Source organism: Sorangium sp. So ce131 (assembly GCF_051519095.1).
GTDB lineage: Bacteria > Myxococcota_A > Polyangia > Polyangiales > Polyangiaceae > Sorangium.
The window spans coordinates 11,327,180-11,344,009 of record NZ_CP150455.1; the positions used below are offsets into that span (position 1 = coordinate 11,327,180).

Below are 16,830 nucleotides of genomic sequence, written 5' to 3' on the forward strand. Positions count from 1 at the left end.
GCGCGGCGGAGAGTCGCCGCGCTAGGGGAAAGGCTGCCCCGGCTGACCCCGCTCGAAGTAGAAGCGGAAATACCCTCGCACCCGCGAGAGGAGCTCCGGCGGAATAGCGTCTGCTGGATCACCGAGCGCGGCGTCGCGTGGATCGCCGACCATGACATCGAACTCGGCGTCCGTGTACTTGTCGGCCGCGTCCGTCTCGTTCGGATCACCGCTGAACAGCGCCTGGAACTTGATGGTCCCGCTCACAGCGTAGAGCACGGTGTTCTGGTTGTGGCAGGACCGCTGGAGATAAAGCGCCATGTGAACGAGCGGGGCAAGCTCCTCCGGCTTCGACTCGGGCGGAGGCGAGCCCGGCGGTTCTACGCCGGGCGGAAGGGCGACGCTCAGATCGACGTCGAGCTTCTCGGCGCGGATGATGTCGACGTCGTCGATCAGGACCGAGAGGCCGTCCGAGACCTCCTGGAGGTCGCTGCCCCGCTGCACCCGGATCTGCAGCGTGGATCGGTAGGGGACCGCGGCGAAGAAGTCGGGCCGCATCGAGTAGTCGGCATTCCAGCAGTCGGTCGCGCGGAGCGGGCCGTCGCTGTAGACCGCGCCGTCCCCCTGCCCGAGCGAGCAGCCCAGCGAGAGCGCCGCGCAGGCGCCGAGCACGACGAGGCGGGCGCTCACGGCAGCGCCTCCGGGCGGAGCGCAGCCGTGATGCGGCCTCCGCCGATCACGCGGTCGCCCCGGTACGCCACGGCCATCTGGCCGGGGGAGACGGCCCGCACGGGGCTCGCGAACCGCGCCACGAAGCGCTCGGCTCCCGTCGCTGGATCGCGCCGCCGCTCGATCACGCCGGGCGCCGCCTCGTGCCGCGCGCGGATCCGCACCTCGGCCTCCAGGGGGAAGGCCGCGTCGTCGGACCAGACCGCGTCGGTGATCTCGGCGCCCGTGGCGTAGAGATCGCCCTCGTCGCCGAGGCGCACGGCCCCGGACGCCGCGTCGAGGCCCACGACGAACGCCGGGCGGCCGAGCGAGACGCCGATGCCCTTGCGCTGGCCCACCGTGAAGGCGTGCACGCCGCCGTGCGCGCCGACCACGCGGCCGTCCCGATCGACGATGGGGCCGGGCCGGAGCCGGTCGCGGGCGCGCTCGGCCACGAAGGACGAGTAGCTGCCCGACGGGATGAAGCAGAGCTCCTGGCTCTCGCCCTTCTCCGCGCCCGGGAGCCCGCGGGCGATCGCCTCGGCGCGCACCTCCTCCTTCGTCGAGTCGCCCAGCGGGAAGAGCAGCCGCTCCAGCTCGTCCGACCGGAGCATGTGGAGGAAGTAGCTCTGATCCTTGTGCCGATCGCGGCCGCGGTAGAGGCGGGCGCCGCCCTCCTCCCGGACGACCCGCGCGTAATGGCCCGTCGCGATCCGGGAGACGCCCAGCCGCTCGGCGAGCGGGAACAGCTCCCGGAGCTTGACCGAGCGGTTGCAGGCCACGCAGGGGCTCGGCGTCTCGCCCGAGAGGTAGGCGTCGACGAACGGGTCGACGACGTGCTCGCGGAACAGCGCGCGGCGGTCGAACGTGTAGTGCGGGATGCCGAGGTGGTCGGCGACCCGGCGGGCGTCGTGCTGGTCCTCGGGCGCGCAGCAGCGGCTCTTGACGCTGCCGTCGTCGGGGTAGTCCCAGAGGTGGAGCGTCACGCCGACGACATCGTAGCCAGCGTCGCAGAGGCGCGCGGCGGCGACGGAGGAGTCGACGCCGCCGCTCATCGCGATGAAGACGCGGGTCCCCGGGGGGGGCTGCTCTCCGGGCCGCCCCTCGCCGCCGGCCTCTCGGACAGGGGTTTCCATTTCCGTTCTTATAGCGTGAATCTCGCGCCGCGACGGCCCGGCGGGGCGCCGGCAGGGCAATTGTGCGCAACCACGCGCAACCACGCGCAACCCACGCGCCACCGTGCGTCACCGCGCCGAACCGTGCGCAACCACGCGCTACCACGCGCTACCGGCCCAACCCGCGCTACCCACGCGCAAGCACGGCCGGCGGGCGCTCGGGCCGGGCGCCGCCGTTCGCCCTTGGCCGCACCCGCGGCGCGCGTGTACCGTCTGCCGGATGCCGAGCGGGGTCGTGCTCGTGATCGAGGACGAGGAGTACGTCGCGGACCTGCTTGCCACCGCGATCCGCGAGGAGGGCTACGAGGTCATCCTCTGCGACACCGCAGAGGCCGGTCTCCAGACCGCCTGCTCGCTGGAGCCCGAGTGCATCGTCTGCGACATCGGCCTGCCGGATCACGACGGCTACTGGGTCGCGCGCAACGTGCGCACCCACCCGTCGCGGGTGTCCGTCACGCCCTTCCTGTTCCTCTCCGCGCTCGACGATCAGCAGTCGCGCCTCGAGGGCTTCCACGTGGGCGCCGACGTCTACATGACGAAGCCGTTCCGCGCGAGCGAGGTCGTCGCCCAGATCGGGGCGCTCGTGCAGATGGCGTCCCGCCTGCGCCAGCGGCGGGACAGCCTGCTCTCCATCCCGACCGCCGCCGACCAGACCGCGATCGAGGGAGACCTCAGCCAGATGTCCATCGCCACGGTCCTCACCGTGCTCGAGATGGAGCGGCGGTCGGGGGTGTTCGAGGTGACCAGCAAGAAGCGGCGCGCTCAGCTCGACATCGCCGAGGGGTGCATCCTCCAGGGGACCGTGGGCGGCACGCGCGTCTCGGCGCTCGCGGCGCTCCGCACCATGCTCGGCTGGAAGGTGGGGAGGTTCGCGTTCACGCCGGGCGCGCGCCCGGCGCCGGCGGAGCGGAAGTCGATCGCCGCCTACCTGCTCGAGGCGACCCGGCTCGAGGACGAGAGCACCCGCGTCGAGCTGCCGATCCCGCCGACGCGGCGCCGGCCGGAGCCCCGGATCGCGACGACGGCGCTCGGCGGGCCGTCCTCCATCCCGGACGACATCGCGCCGCCGTCGTCGCGCGCGCCGCTCGAGGGGCGGATGCGCCGCGGGGGCGGGGCCGCGTCGCGGAAGGGGGCCGAGGCGCGCGTGTCGATCTCCAACGCGCCGCCGTCGCTCGAGCTGAACCTCGAGTTCGAGTCGTCGCCCCCGTCCAGCACTTCGGGGACGCCGCCCACGCTGCGGTCGCTGGCGCGCATGACGAAGCCGCCGTCGAGCCGAAACGGCGCCGAGAGCGAGCCGCCGACGGTCCCGCGCGGGCAAGGGAAGAGCTCGGGGTCGCGGCCGCCGGGGCGGCGGCAGAGCGCGCAGCCGCCGGCGGCGGGGCCGGGGCGCGACGAGGGACAGGCGGAGCGGAGCGTGAGGTCGCGCGGGACGATGGCGCCGCCGGCGACACAGCCGGCGAGCCGGGATGCGGCGCCGCGGACTAGCCCGGTTCCGCAGGGGCCGCCGCGGCCGGTGCCGGTGCGGCCGCCGCGGCCCGACTCGAAGAAGCGGTGATCCGGAGGCACGCGCCGGCGGGGGCTGTGCGCGGCAGGGGGCGGGCGGGCGCTGGCCATCCGCCGAGGCGGGCGGCGAGGGAGCTGAAGCAGAGAACACCGCCCGGCATGTCTCCCTTCGGGCCTCGCCAGCTGGGACGTTTCGTTGCGCGCCACACAAGGCGCGCCTGAGACCTCGAGCCTACTGAAGCCTTATGGTACCTCGGTCGGTGCTCGACGCGCCCGCCCGCCCCCTGCCGCGCACAGCCCCCGCCGGCGCTCACCGCCTCGGAACGGAAGAGAAGAAGGGGCGCGACGACTATCTTGCCACGGGCTCGAAGCGCCATCGCGTATCGCTCTCGCCCGGAGACGAACGCGTGCGGCACAGGACGGTGGCACGGCCGGACTCGTCCGCGCGGATGCGCCTGTGCTCGACATCCCGGTCGAAGATCGCCATCCGGATGCGGTCGCGCTCCCAGGAGCGCCGCGCGTCCGCCCAGCGATGGGCGGACGCCTCGCTGGTGACGGGGGCGGGAGGACCGAGGGGGATCTTCATGGCGGCGGGGTTCGTGGAGCCCTCGCGCGCGAGCTTGTCGTTGCAGAACGCCGTGTAGGCGACCACACCGTGAAGCCGGATGTCGAGGATGCCCGCGATGGCGACGAGCCGCACGGCAGCCCACTCGAGCTGCTCTTGAACATGAGCCCAGTTGCGCTCCTTGACGGACCGCTTGAGCTCGACGATGTGGGCCTCGAACACGTCGTCGCCGCGGGCCAAGAGCAGCGCGAAGTCGGCGCATACGTCCTTCTGGAGGAACTGAACGTCCTGCGGTCTCAGGCTAAGCTGGATGCACGACGCGGCGCCGGCGAGCGAGCAGTCCACACGAACGCCCTCGTCCTCGAGCTCGGCAATGTCGGTCTCGCGAAGCAGCCGCCAGCGGTCCGCCTTGACCACCTTCTTGAGGCGCTCCTCGATGGTCCCAGGCAGCCTCATCCCTCGCCGTCGAGCCGCTCGAGATCCATCGCCTCGTCGGTCAGCTTCGCGAGCTCGCGGTTGAACGTCGGCATCACCAGGCCCGACTCCGTCTTCTTGATCTCGGTGACCGCGGTGCGCCCACCGGACGACGGGTCCGCCTCGAACTGGTAGCCCGCCACGTCGTCCACCTCGAGGTAGTCGATCTCTTCGTAGCCGTACTTGCGCTGCATGTCGGCCCGCCGGGGATGCGCGCCGAGCTTCATGAAGTTGTTGATCTGCTGGCAGAAGTTCTCGCTGTGCGTCGTGATCCAGACGCAGAGCCCCTTGCGGACGAGGCGTACGATGACCTGCGCCAGCCGGCGCTGGAGCCTCGGATGGAGGTGCGCTTCGGGCTCCTCGATGATGAGCACGCGGTAGCCGCGCACATGGCGGAGCGTGACGACCACCGGGGCGAGCTCGGTGACGAGCGACGACGAGAGCTCCATCGGCAGCGCCGGTTCGCCCGCGGTGTGCTCGTAGACCACCTCATCGAGGCCGGCGCCCGATCGAAGCGCGAGCCGGCCTCCTATCGCTCGCTCGAGGAGGGCCGCCTCCTCGGGGTAGGCGCCTTCGTCGAGCCGAAGGCCGACGAGCAGGTTGACGAAGTCGATGACCGGTCGGGTCAGGTCTGGCACGAGCCTGCGAGTGGTGCCCGTCTTGACGAGGACGTCATCGACTAGCTGCCGCGCAAGGCTGCGATAGAGGAGCATGAACCCCGTCCGCGATGCGGGAAGGTACACGGGGCCCATGTGGGGCAAGCCGAAAACATCGCCCGCGTAGCGTGCTCCGTTACCTCCAAGCGCGTCGACGACGTGCTCCTTCGCCAGAAGCCCGACGATAGAGGCCCGTCGATGGGCGTCCTCGGCCCCGGAGGCGCGCCAGCCCATGTTGTCCTGACGAAAGGTCGAGAGCGTGACGGAAGGCTGTTCCTCGTTCTGAGAAGCTTCCCAGCGGTACGATCTCTCCTTCGGGAGGGCGACGTCGTGCAGCTCAATCTTGCCGAGCTTGAAGACCGGCCGGTTGAACGTCCGCTCGGCAAGCGCAGCGCCTTGCTCTCGCAGAACGTCGTTCACGATCTGCACGAGAGCGGCGTGAATCTCGGGTGTGATCTCGAAGGTCGGCTCCTGCTCGCGCCGAGCGAAGCGCTCCTCGATCCACGCGACGCAGCGCTGGTAGGCGCCCCCCCGCGCGACGGGCAACTCCCCCATCAGCGACAGCAACCCCCACATCAGCGAGGCGAGGTAGGTCTTGCCGGTGTTGTTCCCGCCCACGAAGAGGAGCAACGGTCGGACTTCGATCTCCGCGCGGGCGATGCGGCCGAGGTCCTCGACGAGGAGCTTCCAGGGGGGCAGCATGCGGATGCGACGCTTGTGCCATGTCCGGTTCGCCGAGACCACATTCCCGCCTGGAGACTGGCGGCACCGCACCGGCTCTGCTGGACCTCCCTCGCCCCTCCCCCTCGGCCACCTCCGACGGGGGTCGACCCCCCTCGCCCCTCCCCCTCGGCCACCTCCGACGGGGGTCGACCCCCCTCGCCCCTCCCCCTCGGCCACCTCCGACGGGGGTCGACCCCCCTCGCCCCTCCCCCTCGGCCACCTCCGACGGGGGTCGACCCCCCTTCGCCCCTCCCCCTCGGCCACCTCCGCCGAGGGTCGACCCCCCCTCGCCCCTCCCCGTCGGCCACCTCCGCCGGGGGTCGACCCCCCCTCACCCCTCCCCGTCGGCCACCTCCGCCGGGGGTCGACCGCGAGCCGAGCGGGCGGCTGGCCACCTCGGCCGGGCCTAGAGCGTGGGCTGCTGCTCCGCGTCGTCCGGATCGTGATCGCGCAGGTAGCTCAGGTTGACGGCGTTCACGACGGCGTGCGCCAGGAAAGGGCCGACGAGCGAGCCCGTCGCGGCGAAGATGGCGCCGAGGCCGAGGCCGACCACCAAGGCCCAGGCGACCCAGACCCAGCGGCTCGGGCCGCGGATCTGGTGCGCCAGGCCGAAGAGGAGCGCGCTCAAAGGGACGCCGAGGAGCGGGGTCAGGAGGCCGCGGAAGAGGAGCTCCTCGCCGAGGCTCGAGAGGCCGGCGAGCAGCAGGACCTGGCCGAACGAGAGGTCGCGCGCGACCGGACGGAGCTCGGCGTGCAGGCGCCGCGCCCAGGTGAAACGGGCCGCAACACGGGTCATCAGGACCACGACGGCCGCGAGCGTCAGACCGAGCACGGCGCTCGACAGGAGCGCTGGCCAGAACGGCATCGGGAGCCAGGGGCTCGGGTGGATCCAGGGGGCTCCATCCCGCAGGACCAGCGCCAGCGACGTCGCGAGCACCGCGAGGACCAGATAGCCGGACGCAGCCCGCAGCGTCGCGTCGGCTCGACCGGTCCGCGCCCATCGCGAAGCCATGCCGCATCATGGCACGCCGACCGGGGGCGGTGAAGCAGAGCGCACCGTCAGGACCCCTGGCCGAGCGACGGCAATCGGGCTACGTCGACGCCATGCACGCGACCGTGGTCATCTTTCCGGGCTCCAACGCCGATGCCGAAATGATCCATACGCTCCGCGACGTGCTGCAAGTCCGCACGTCGACCGCCTGGCACCGCGACGCCGAGCTCCCCGCTGGCACCGACCTCGTCGCGATCCCCGGCGGGTTCTCCTACGGAGACTACCTGCGCTGCGGGGCCATCGCCCGCACGAGCCCCATCGTGCCCGCAATCCGGCGCCACGCGGAGCGCGGCGGCCTGGTGCTCGGCGTCTGCAACGGATTCCAGATCCTCACCGAGGCCGGGCTGCTCCCGGGAGCCCTCACCCGCAACGCACACCTCCGCTTCGAATGCCGCGACGTCTTCGTGACGCCACGCGCGGACGGGCCGTTCACGAGCGGACTGCCCCAGGTGCTCCGCCTGCCCATCGCCCACGCCGAAGGACGGTACCAGGCCGACCCGGAGACGCTGCGCAAGCTCGTCGAGGAACGCGCCATCGCCCTCCAGTACTGCAGCCGCGATGGGGTGGTCGGCGGAGACGCGAACCCGAACGGATCGGCCATGGACATCGCCGGCATCTACGGCGGGCCCCGGCGCAACGTGCTCGGGCTCATGCCCCACCCCGAACGGATGAGCGAGCCGTTCCAGGGCTGCGCCGACGGGCGCGCCCTCTTCGACGCCGTGCTGCGGAGCATGAGGAGCAACGGCTCGGCGTCCGCCGCCGCGAGCGCGCCGTGAACCAGGGGCCGCAAGGCGCAGCCCGCTGCCGCGTGTGCGCCGCGACGCTCGCGCCAGGGAGCGACCGCTGCCCGCAGTGCGGCGCGGATCAAGGCGCCGAGCCCTGCCCCCACTGCGGCGCCGTGGCGGGCGTCTCGGCGAACGGCGAGCTGCGCTTCCGGTGCGACGTCTGCGGCGGGCCGCGCATCCCCGTCGCCGACGCCCGCGTCAAGCGCTCCGGCCGGGAGGTGCCGCTGCTCCAGAAGGCGCGCGCGGCGGCGTCCGCACGCTCCGTCTGGCGCGCCGCCGGCGTCGCGGCCAGCGTGCTGCTCGGCTTCGAGCTGCTCCTGCTCGCCGTGCTCCTGCTCCTCTTCAGCGCGAGCGTCGGGCTCTTCACCGCCGGCCTGCTGACCATGGCGCCGATCGCCGTCTTCGCGCTCTGGGCGCTGCGCCGGGCCAAGGCGCGGGGCCGGGACATCGCGCCCGCGCTCGACGCCGCCTGGGTCGCCGTCGCCACCGACGTCGCCCGGCAAGCCGAGCGCCCGCTCACCGCCGGCACGCTCGCCCGGACCCTCCGCGTCACCGAACCCCAGGCCGAGGAGCTGCTCGCGCTGCTCGAGGTCAACGACCTCGTGCGCGGCGCGGCGAGCGCCGCGCACGCGAGCGGCGAGCCGAAGCTGCGCATCGGCGGCTCGCCAGCGGAAGAGATCGCGGCGAACGCCCTCGCCGCCGAGGAGGAAGCCTTCGCCGCCGGGCAGGCCGAGCGCCTGCCGCAACAGACCGCCCATGTCGACCCCACGAAGCGCTGACCCCAAACCGAAGCCGGCCGCGCCGCGGCCGACGAGCCGCGCGGCCGACCCCGGACCGAAGCCGACGGCCCCGCGGCAGAAGACCCCCGCGGCCACGCCGGCGCCGCAGGAGCGCCGCGCCCTGACCAACGTCGGCGGCGAGACGCTGCTCGAGGGCGACCCGGCGGACGCCGCGCTGCTCGCCCGCGCGCTCGACGTGCCGAGCTCGAGCGCGGCGGAAGAGGCGGCCCGCGCCCACGTGCACGGGTTCCACAGCTACCCGGCACGGATGCACCCGGACACGGCCCGCCGGCTCATCGAGGGGCTCTCCAGGCCGGGCGAGCGCGTGCTCGACCCGTTCTGCGGCAGCGGCACCGTGCTCGTCGAGGCCCGGCTGGCCGGGCGCGCGGCGATCGGCGTCGACGCCAACCCGCTCGCCGTGCGCCTGGCCCGGCTCAAGGTGCAGGGGAGCACCCCCGGCGAGCGCGAGCGGCTCGTCGCCGGCGCCCGCGAGGTCGCGGCCGTGGCCGACGAGCGTCGCAAGGGGCGCGCCGGCCCGAGCCGCCGGTACGGCCCCGAGGACGTCGCCCTGTTCGAGCCCCACGTGCTGCTGGAGCTCGACGGGCTCCGCGTTGGCCTCGATCGGCTCGCGGGCCGCGGCGCGGAGGCGTTGCGCGAGGATCTCGAGCTCGTGCTGTCGGCCATCCTCACGAAGCTCAGCCGCCGCGCCTCGGACACGTCCGAGCACGAGCTGCCACGGCGGATCGCCGCCGGGTACCCCGCGCGGCTCTTCGTCCGCAAGGCCGAGGAGCTCGCCCAGCGGCTCGAGGCCGTCGCCGCGCCGCTCGCCGCGAGCCCGCCCGCGCAGGTCGACGAGGGCGACGCCCGCGTGCTCCGGGGCGTCGAGCCCGGCTCGGTCCACCTCGCGGTCACGTCGCCGCCGTACCCGGGCGTCTACGACTACCTCGCGCACCACGAGGCGAGGCTGCGGTGGCTGCGGCTCCGGAGCGCCCGCTTCGAGCAGGCGGAGATCGGGGCGCGCCGGCACCTCGACCCGCTCGGCGCCGACGCCGGCCGCACGCGCTGGCGCGAGGAGCTCGGCGGGGTGCTCACCGCGCTCGCGCGCGTCCTCCGGAGCGGCGCGCCGCTCGTGCTGCTGCTCGCCGACAGCGTGGTGGCCGGCGCCCCGGTGTACGCGGTCGACGTCGTCCGGGCTGCCGCGTCCGGCGCGCGCTTCACGGTCCGCGCGGTCGCGTCCCAGCCGCGCCCCCACTTCCACCGCCCCACCGCCCGCGCCTTCCAGCGCCGCCCGCGCCACGAGCACGCCATCCTGCTGATCCGCGGCTGACCCGCCGAAAATTGCTCCTCGACGCGGGCCCGTGGCAGGGTGCACAGGCCCTCGATCAGCGCGCCTCGCGAGCCGCAGCGGCCGCCGGCGGCGCCCCGGGCGCACGACCATGGCGAGAGCTCTCCTGGCAGTCCTCCTGTGCAGCACCATCGCGCTCGGCTGCGGTCGATCCAGCGACGGCAGAGGCAAAGCAGACCTCGACAGCACGGGCGTCGACGAGTGCGACAGCGCCCTCGCCGCGATGGCCGCCTGCGTCGGCAAGCTGCCGGCAGAGGCCAGGGGGAGCCAGGAGGCCGCCCTCCGGATCGCGCGCGACGTGCTCGAGGCCAGGGCGGAGGCGGACGACGAGGCGCTCGAGGGCGAGGCGAAGGCCGAGGCGCGCGCCGCGCTCAAGGCAGCCTGCCGACAGATGAGCGACGCGGCGGCAGACCGCGCCGCCTGCAGCCTCTGATCGGGCGACCCCGCGCGGCGCGCCGCGCGCCGCCGCGCTCGGCGACCCCGCGCGGCGCGCCGCGCGCCGCCGCGCTTCAGACGAAGACGGGGAGCTCGGGCGGGTAGTGCTGCTGGAGGAACGACGCCCACTGCGGCCGCCGCTCGGGATGGAACACGTCGCCCGCGAGGATGGTGGTGATGAGCTTGCGCATCGTGGGCCGCTGGCTCTCCTCGAACAGCGTCTCCCGGAAGTGGCCCTTGTAGAACCCCTGCACCACGCCGAGGAAGAGGTCGACCGCGTAGCGGACCTCCGCCTCGTAGCCCGCGAACGCGGCGCGCGAGGTGTCGCCGGCGTCGAGCGCGCGGTGGATCGCCGTGGCCGCGAGATCGGCGCCCTTGATGGCGAGGTGCGCGCCCGTCGAGAAGAGCGGGTCGATGAACCCGCCGGCGTCGCCGACGAAGAGCCAGCCGTCCCCGGTGAGCTGATCGATCCGGTACGAGAAGTCGGCGAGCGCGCCCACGGGCCGGGTGCGCCGCGCGTTCGCGAGGAACTCCCGCGCCCAGCGGCTCTCGGCGATCGTGCGGTCGAAGAGCTCGTCCAGGGTCTCGCCCTTGGCCCGGCTCCGGATCCAGCTCGACGACACGACCGCACCGACGCTCGTCACCGCGCCGCGGAACGGGATGAACCAGAACCAGCCGTGCTCGAAGATGACGACCTGGATGTTGCCCTGGTGGATCCCTTCCTCGCGGGCCGCGCCCTCGTAGTGGGCGAAGAGCGCGGTCTTGTCGAGCTCGGCCACCTGCGCCTTGCGCCGCATCCGCGAGGCGAGCAGCGTGTCCCGCCCCGTGGCGTCCACGATCACCGGCGCCCGGAGCTCGACGACGTCGCCGGCGGCCGCGCGCGAGCCCGGCGCGGCGTCGCCGGAGCGGGCGACCGGCCGGGCCCGCACCCCGACCGCGCGCGAGCCGTCGAACACGACCTCGACGGCCTCCCACGACTCGCGCACCTCCGCCCCGAGCTCCGCCGCGTGCCGGAGCAGCAGGAGGTCGAACTCGTCGCGCGGCACCTGGTAGGCGAACTCGAACTTCGGGTCGAAGGCGTCCGCGAAGCTGTACGTCCGCGTCCGCCCGGTCGACGAGCACAGGAACCGCGCGCCGTATTTCCGGAGGAACCGCGCGTCGAGCTTCTCGTCGAGCCCGAGCCGCTCGAAGACCTCGCGGGAGTGAGGCAGCAGCGACTCGCCGATGTGAAAACGAGGGAACCTCTCCCGTTCGAGGACGAGCGCCCGGCGACCGAGCCGGGCCAGCGAGGCGGCCAGCGTCGACCCGCCCGGCCCGCCGCCGAGGATGATTACGTCCCAGCGATCGTTCATGAGCTCCTCGTATAGTGCGTCGCCCCGCCCGAGAAAATGCGCTCCCGTGGACGGGAGCGCGCGCGCCCGCGCCGGGGCGGGAGCGCGCCCGCGCCCGGGCGTGCAGAATGAGGCGGCGATGCCCACCGTCGTGTTCGAGGCCAGCGCGCTCGGCCCCGCGGTCTCCGCGGAGGCTCCCGGCGGCCGGCTCATCGACGTCTGCGACGACGCGCGCGCGCCGGTCGCGTCCTCGTGCCGCGCCGCGCGCTGCGCCGCCTGCCGCGTCGAGGTCGTCGAGGGAGCGCAGCACCTCGAGCCGCCGCTCGAGGACGAGCGCGAGCTGCTCGAGCGCCTCGGCGCCCCGCCGCGGCACCGCCTCGCCTGCCAGGCGGTGCTCCGCGCCGGCCCCGGGCTGATCCGGGTGCGCGGCGTCGGCTGACGCTGCCGCCCGCTCCGGCGTTATGGTGTCGCCGTGGCAAGCACATCCTGGAGCGCGGCGCTCCTGCTCGCGGCCGCGGGCTGCGGCGCGGGCGTGGGCTCCATCGGGGCCGTCCTCGGCAGAGACAACGACTCGCAGGCGCTCTACGTGCGCGAGGCGCCGCCCGGCCTCGCCGCCGAGCGGGCCGGGCTCGTCCCCGGCGACGAGATCGTGATGATCGACGGCGTCTACGTCCGGGATCTCCCCTCCGCCGAGATCCGCGATCGGCTCCGCGGCGCCGTCGGGAGCGCCGTCGAGCTCACCGTGGTCCGCGGGGGCGACGTGCGGCGCGTCCGGCTCGTGCGCGGCGAGCTCCAGGCGCAGGAGGGGATCAAGCCGAAGGAGGAGCGGATCCAGCCTTGATCAGGGGCCCGGCCGGGGGCGCTCCTCACTCCGCGGCGAGCTGCTGCAGCTCGGCATAATGCTTGTTCGCGTAGAAGGAGAGCACGTTGACGGCGTCGCGCACCTCGCTCGGATCGAGGTCCTCGAGGCGGTACTCGACGCTCAGGATCACGTCGCCCTCCTCGTCGGCCGAGAGCTTGGCCATGTTGATCTCGCGGTTCAGCTGCAGGAGCCGCCGCACGACGGCGTCGCCGTCCTCGGGCTCGCTCGGGAGACGCACGAACGGGATCACCGCGAAGAGGACGAAGGGGGGCGCCACCCGCACGAACAGCGGGAAGAGCCGCTCGGCCCCCTGGAAGTCGCTGCGCATCGTGTCGTTGGACACGACCTCCACGGCCCAGCCCTCGTTCTCGAGGCAGGCCTTGATCTCATCGAACGTCATGGCGCGGCATCATAGCCGGTCGAGGTGCCCCCGGGAGCGCGCCGCCCCGGCGGCCTTCCCCGCCGCCCAGCCGGCCTCGCGCGCGGCGGCGCCGCGCCGCCGGAGCAGCTCCCTTGCCCGCAAGCAGCGGCGCCAGGGGAAGCAGCGGCAACAGCGGCAGCAGCGGCGGGCTGCTGCGGGGGCACCATCGACGGGCTGCTTCAGGGGCAGCAGCGACGGGCTGCTGCGCGCGGAGGCCAGGCTGCTTCGCCGCGTCCGCCGCGCGCGAGGGCTCGGCGCGCGGCGATCCCCCGGCGGGCGTGGGCAGCGCGGGCCCGCTCCGTCGCCCCGCTCCGACCGACGTCTTTTCTCCGGGGCGGGCCGCGGCTCGCGTTGACGGTGCCGCGCGCTCGAACTATTCGTAGGGGCCGTTTTTTCGAGCCGTTTAAGGAGCGACGCATGCGCCGGTACCAGTTCACTTCCGAGTCCGTCACCGAAGGACACCCCGACAAGGTGTGCGACCAGATCTCCGACGCCATCCTCGATGGGATCCTCGAGAAGGATCCGACCGCCCGCGTCGCCTGCGAGACCCTGGTGAAGACGGGCATGGCCGTCGTGGCCGGCGAGATCACGACGTCCGCGTGGGTCGACATGCCGGTCGTCGTGCGGAACACGATCAAGGACATCGGGTACACCGACGCGGCGATGGGCTTCGACTACGAGACCTGCGCCGTGCTCACGGCGATCGAGAAGCAGTCGCCCGACATCTCCCGCGGCGTCACCGAGGGCGAGGGCCTCTTCAAGGAGCAAGGCGCCGGCGACCAGGGGCTCATGTTCGGCTTCGCGACGGACGAGACGAGCGAGCTGATGCCCGCCCCGATCAGCTACGCCCACCGCCTCGCCCGCAAGCTCGCCGATCTCCGCAAGTCGAAGAAGCTCGACTGGCTGCGCCCTGACGGCAAGACCCAGGTCACGATCGAGTACGAGGATCACACGCCCGTCCGCGTGAGCGCGGTCGTCGTGTCGACGCAGCACCACCCGGACGTCAAGCACAAGACCATCGTCGAGGCGGTGCGCAGCTCGATCATCGACAAGATCATCCCGGCCAAGCTGATGGATCGGAACACGAAGGTCTACGTGAACCCCACCGGCCGCTTCGTGGTGGGCGGGCCCTTCGGCGACGCCGGCCTCACCGGCCGCAAGATCATCGTCGACACCTACGGCGGCATGGGCCGGCACGGCGGCGGCGCCTTCAGCGGCAAGGACCCCACGAAGGTCGATCGCTCCGCCTGCTACTACGCGCGCTACGTCGCGAAGAACGTCGTGGCGTCCAAGCTCGCCTCGCGCTGCGAGGTGCAGATCGCGTACGCCATCGGCGTGGCGCAGCCGGTCGGCGTGCACATCAACACCTTCGACACGGGCCGCGTGAGCGACGAGGTGCTCGCGAAGTACATCCTGCAGAACTTCGACATGCGGCCGAAGGCGATCATCGAGCAGCTCGATCTGCTCAAGCCGATCTACCGCAAGACGGCCGCGTACGGCCACTTCGGGCGCGACGAGTTCACCTGGGAGAAGACCGACCGGGCCGCCAAGATGGCTGACGATCTGCTGCGCCCGACGCAGGTCGCGGTGCCCGCGGGCGCGAACGGCACCAGCAAGAAGGAGCCGCGGCGCAAGGGCAAGAAGGAAACGGGCGCCGAGGCCTGATCGTCCAGAACGCCCTGACAGGCGAGTCGGAGCGGGGCGGAGGCGGATCGCCCCACCCCGCGCGTGATGCAGCGTGAGAGCGCCGGCGTTCCCAAGCGCCGGCGCTCTCACGCTTTGTGACCCGAGCGCTCCTCGCGGGGCGGGGCGCCGCGCATGAAGCGGGGACGCGTGCCCTGATGTGGGCGCCTGACTCACAAAAAAGCACCGGACCTTGCCGGGATCGGCTGACGGTTGGCGCTGCTTCTGCTGATAAAATCATCGTTAACTCCCGTATCGCCGGATTGACCTGAACCTCACCGGTTCATGCGACCTCGAGGAGCGCCGATGAGAGCTTGGCTGGATTTCTTGAGCTTCATGACGATCGCGGGGGGCCTGGGCGTCGCCTGCACCGGGAGGATCGGTCCGGCGGGCGACCTCTCGGTCGGGGACGGCGGCTCGAGCGGCGTGGGAAGCACGACCGGCCTCAGCGACGCGACGAGCACCGCGGCGCCGGCGACGACGACGAGCGCCGCGTCCGGGGGTGGAGGGCCGGGCTGCGGCGGCGAGCCGGACGACGACGCGGACGGCGACGGGTTCACCGAGGGCCAGGGCGACTGCGACGATTGCAATGCGCTGGTCAACCCGGGGGCGCTCGAGCTCGCGACCGTCGGCGGCGAAGGGGGCGCCGCGCCCGGAGGGGTCGACGACGACTGCGACGGGCAGATCGACAACGTGCCCCTGCCCTGCGACGGCGATCTCGCGCTCGACGATCTGGATCCGTTCAACGCGGCAAAGGCGGTCGAGCTGTGCAAGGTGTCCTCAGGCCCGGGCGACTGGGGGGTGGTCTCCGCAAGCTGGGTGTTGGTCGACGGCACCGATCCCCCGGAGGAGCCAGAGCTGAACGAGAACTTCCATCGCGGGCACGGCATCCTCACGGGGTTCGGGCCCAACGTCTCGCCGAGGGGAGGCGCGCGGCTGCTCGCGCTCTCGAGCGGCACGGCGCGACAGCAGGAAGACCCGGGCTTCGAGAGCCCGGAGGGGTTCAACAAGGGGTACTCCAGCGAGTTCCCCCAAGGCTTCCCGAAGCACCCCAGCAACTGCACCGATCCCGTGCCGGCCTCGCCCGAGGACCCGACCGCAATCGAGATCACGATCCGCGTCCCCTCGAACGTCCGCGGCTTCTCGTTCCACGTCAATTACAACACGTTCGACTGGCCCGACCTCTGCTCGGACTTCAACGATTTCTTCATTGCCCTCCTCTCGCCGGCGCCGCCGGACCGCATCGACGGGCACCTCCTGTTCGACACCGGCGAGAACGCGATGAGCGTCAACAGCGACTTCATCAACGTGTGTAATTGTCCAGGCGGCCCGCCGTGTGTGCTCGGGGGCAAGTCGTTCGCCTGCTCGGGCGGGACCCGGGAGCTGCTCGGGACGGGGTTCGAGAACCACGCCGCGACGAGCTGGCTCGTGACCTCGGCGCCCGTGGAGCCGAACCAGGAGATCAAGATTCGCTGGGGAGCGTACGACGCTGGAGACTATCAGCACGACTCGACCGGCCTCATCGACAACTGGCAGTGGATCGCCGATCCAGGCGTGACCGTCACGACGAGGCACGATCCGCCGCCGGATCCAGCGCCATAGGGGGGAGTCAGGAGGCCCGGCGCCGGCGTCCGGGCGCGCCGGCCCGCGCGCCCGCCCCTGCCCCGCTGGCCGCGGCGCGCCCGCCGCTCAGGCGACGAGCCGCTCAGGCCACGATCGGCGCGTCGGAGGTGGTCGCGCCGATGCCGGCGAGCAGCTCGCGGTACCACGCGGCGGCTTCCGCCGCGCGGCCCGGCAGCGCGCGGCTGCCCCAGAGGACCGAGAGCGTGCGCGTCGTGCCGGCGTGGGTCTTCGTCCGCTGCGCGTCCTTCACGGCGTTCGCGCACGGCCCCTCCGCGTCGAAGACGCAGAGGAGCCCGGCGAGGTCGATCTCCTGCCCCGAGGCGTTGAAGACGTACCGGGCGCCGGCGGGCGCGACGCCGACGTGGAGCGGCGGCTTCGCGCGGTCGAGATCGATGACGCTGATGGGCAGCCCGGTGTGGAGCGACACGGCGTTGCACGCGTCGACAGCGGCGTTGATCGGCGAGAGCGCGCCGCTCTCGGCGGCGCGGAGGAGGTACTCGGAGGCCGGCTTGCCCCGACCCGTCGGTTTGTAGCCGCCGTGCCGGAGCAGGTCGCGGACGGCCGAGCGCACGCCATCGTCCGGGCGGAACTCCGGGCGGAACGGCGCGGAGGCCTTGTCGGACAGGAGGCCGCGGAGCGCCTCGCTCGCCGGCAGGTCGCCGAGCGGCGCGGGGAAGCTCGTGACGAAGGCGATGGCGTCGAGCAGCGGATGCGCCGAGATCGTGAGCACGC

17 protein-coding genes are annotated in these 16,830 nt (G+C 72.9%); 9 read left to right on the forward strand and 8 right to left on the reverse strand.

Annotated features, from left to right (window positions below):
- Positions 1-21 precede the first annotated feature (21 nt).
- On the reverse strand, positions 22-669 hold the full coding sequence (locus WMF43_RS41065) for a hypothetical protein (RefSeq protein WP_437673343.1): 648 nt from the start codon (positions 667-669) through the stop codon (positions 22-24).
- Entirely contained in the window at positions 666-1,823 is a 1,158-nt protein-coding gene (gene mnmA / locus WMF43_RS41070; RefSeq protein ID WP_437673344.1) for a tRNA 2-thiouridine(34) synthase MnmA, read from the reverse strand. The genes WMF43_RS41065 and mnmA overlap by 4 nt, the downstream gene beginning before the upstream one ends.
- Before the next feature lie 259 nt (positions 1,824-2,082).
- Here mnmA and WMF43_RS41075 point away from each other — a divergent pair, with 259 nt between their 5' ends.
- Positions 2,083-3,417 (forward strand): response regulator, encoded by a 1,335-nt coding sequence (locus tag WMF43_RS41075; protein WP_437673345.1) that lies wholly within the window; start codon positions 2,083-2,085, stop codon positions 3,415-3,417.
- Between the two features lie 297 nt (positions 3,418-3,714).
- Here WMF43_RS41075 and WMF43_RS41080 read toward each other — a convergent pair whose 3' ends face one another.
- The 3 genes from WMF43_RS41080 to WMF43_RS41090 all read right to left on the reverse strand — a co-directional run bounded on the left by WMF43_RS41080 (position 3,715) and on the right by WMF43_RS41090 (position 6,795).
- The gene (locus WMF43_RS41080) at positions 3,715-4,386 is read right to left on the reverse strand and encodes a hypothetical protein (protein ID WP_437673346.1); all 672 of its coding nucleotides are present in this window, start codon (positions 4,384-4,386) and stop codon (positions 3,715-3,717) included.
- Positions 4,383-5,762 (reverse strand): AAA family ATPase, encoded by a 1,380-nt coding sequence (locus WMF43_RS41085; protein WP_437673347.1) that lies wholly within the window; start codon positions 5,760-5,762, stop codon positions 4,383-4,385. The genes WMF43_RS41080 and WMF43_RS41085 overlap by 4 nt, the downstream gene beginning before the upstream one ends.
- Before the next feature lie 427 nt (positions 5,763-6,189).
- Entirely contained in the window at positions 6,190-6,795 is a 606-nt protein-coding gene (locus WMF43_RS41090; protein WP_437673348.1) for a CPBP family intramembrane glutamic endopeptidase, read from the reverse strand.
- Between the two features lie 92 nt (positions 6,796-6,887).
- Between WMF43_RS41090 and purQ the strand changes: the two genes are divergently transcribed.
- The 4 genes from purQ to WMF43_RS41110 all read left to right on the forward strand — a co-directional run bounded on the left by purQ (position 6,888) and on the right by WMF43_RS41110 (position 10,176).
- Positions 6,888-7,610: a phosphoribosylformylglycinamidine synthase subunit PurQ gene (purQ, locus tag WMF43_RS41095; RefSeq protein WP_437684193.1), complete on the forward strand. Its 723-nt coding sequence runs from the start codon at positions 6,888-6,890 to the stop codon at positions 7,608-7,610.
- 32 nt (positions 7,611-7,642) lie between these two features.
- Positions 7,643-8,398 (forward strand): zinc ribbon domain-containing protein, encoded by a 756-nt coding sequence (locus WMF43_RS41100; RefSeq protein WP_437673349.1) that lies wholly within the window; start codon positions 7,643-7,645, stop codon positions 8,396-8,398.
- Positions 8,376-9,725 carry a DNA methyltransferase gene (locus WMF43_RS41105; RefSeq protein WP_437673350.1) on the forward strand — a complete coding sequence of 450 codons (1,350 nt, stop codon included), beginning with the start codon at positions 8,376-8,378 and terminating at the stop codon, positions 9,723-9,725. Before WMF43_RS41100 ends, WMF43_RS41105 begins: the two co-directional genes overlap by 23 nt.
- 109 nt (positions 9,726-9,834) lie before the next feature.
- Positions 9,835-10,176: a hypothetical protein gene (locus tag WMF43_RS41110; RefSeq protein ID WP_437673351.1), complete on the forward strand. Its 342-nt coding sequence runs from the start codon at positions 9,835-9,837 to the stop codon at positions 10,174-10,176.
- Positions 10,177-10,252: 76 nt separating this feature from the next.
- On the opposite strand, the gene WMF43_RS41115 is transcribed toward WMF43_RS41110, so the two are convergent.
- A complete protein-coding gene (locus WMF43_RS41115) occupies positions 10,253-11,530 on the reverse strand; it encodes an NAD(P)/FAD-dependent oxidoreductase (RefSeq protein WP_437673352.1) in 1,278 nt (425 codons plus the stop codon).
- 118 nt (positions 11,531-11,648) lie between these two features.
- On the opposite strand from WMF43_RS41115, the gene WMF43_RS41120 reads away from it, so the two are divergent.
- Positions 11,649-11,948, forward strand: coding sequence for a 2Fe-2S iron-sulfur cluster-binding protein (locus WMF43_RS41120; protein ID WP_437673353.1), 300 nt, complete (start codon positions 11,649-11,651; stop codon positions 11,946-11,948).
- 33 nt (positions 11,949-11,981) lie between these two features.
- Positions 11,982-12,350, forward strand: coding sequence for a PDZ domain-containing protein (locus tag WMF43_RS41125; protein ID WP_437673354.1), 369 nt, complete (start codon positions 11,982-11,984; stop codon positions 12,348-12,350).
- Between the two features lie 25 nt (positions 12,351-12,375).
- On the opposite strand, the gene WMF43_RS41130 is transcribed toward WMF43_RS41125, so the two are convergent.
- Positions 12,376-12,771 (reverse strand): YbjN domain-containing protein, encoded by a 396-nt coding sequence (locus WMF43_RS41130; RefSeq protein WP_437673355.1) that lies wholly within the window; start codon positions 12,769-12,771, stop codon positions 12,376-12,378.
- A 438-nt stretch (positions 12,772-13,209) separates the two neighbouring features.
- Here WMF43_RS41130 and metK point away from each other — a divergent pair, with 438 nt between their 5' ends.
- Positions 13,210-14,457, forward strand: a complete 1,248-nt coding sequence (gene metK / locus WMF43_RS41135; protein ID WP_437673356.1) for a methionine adenosyltransferase — start codon at positions 13,210-13,212, stop codon at positions 14,455-14,457.
- 324 nt (positions 14,458-14,781) lie between these two features.
- Positions 14,782-16,077 (forward strand): hypothetical protein, encoded by a 1,296-nt coding sequence (locus WMF43_RS41140; RefSeq protein WP_437673357.1) that lies wholly within the window; start codon positions 14,782-14,784, stop codon positions 16,075-16,077.
- A gap of 103 nt (positions 16,078-16,180) precedes the next feature.
- On the opposite strand, the gene WMF43_RS41145 is transcribed toward WMF43_RS41140, so the two are convergent.
- Positions 16,181-16,828, reverse strand: a complete 648-nt coding sequence (locus tag WMF43_RS41145; RefSeq protein ID WP_437673358.1) for a phenylalanine--tRNA ligase beta subunit-related protein — start codon at positions 16,826-16,828, stop codon at positions 16,181-16,183.
- Positions 16,829-16,830: the final 2 nt, after the last annotated feature.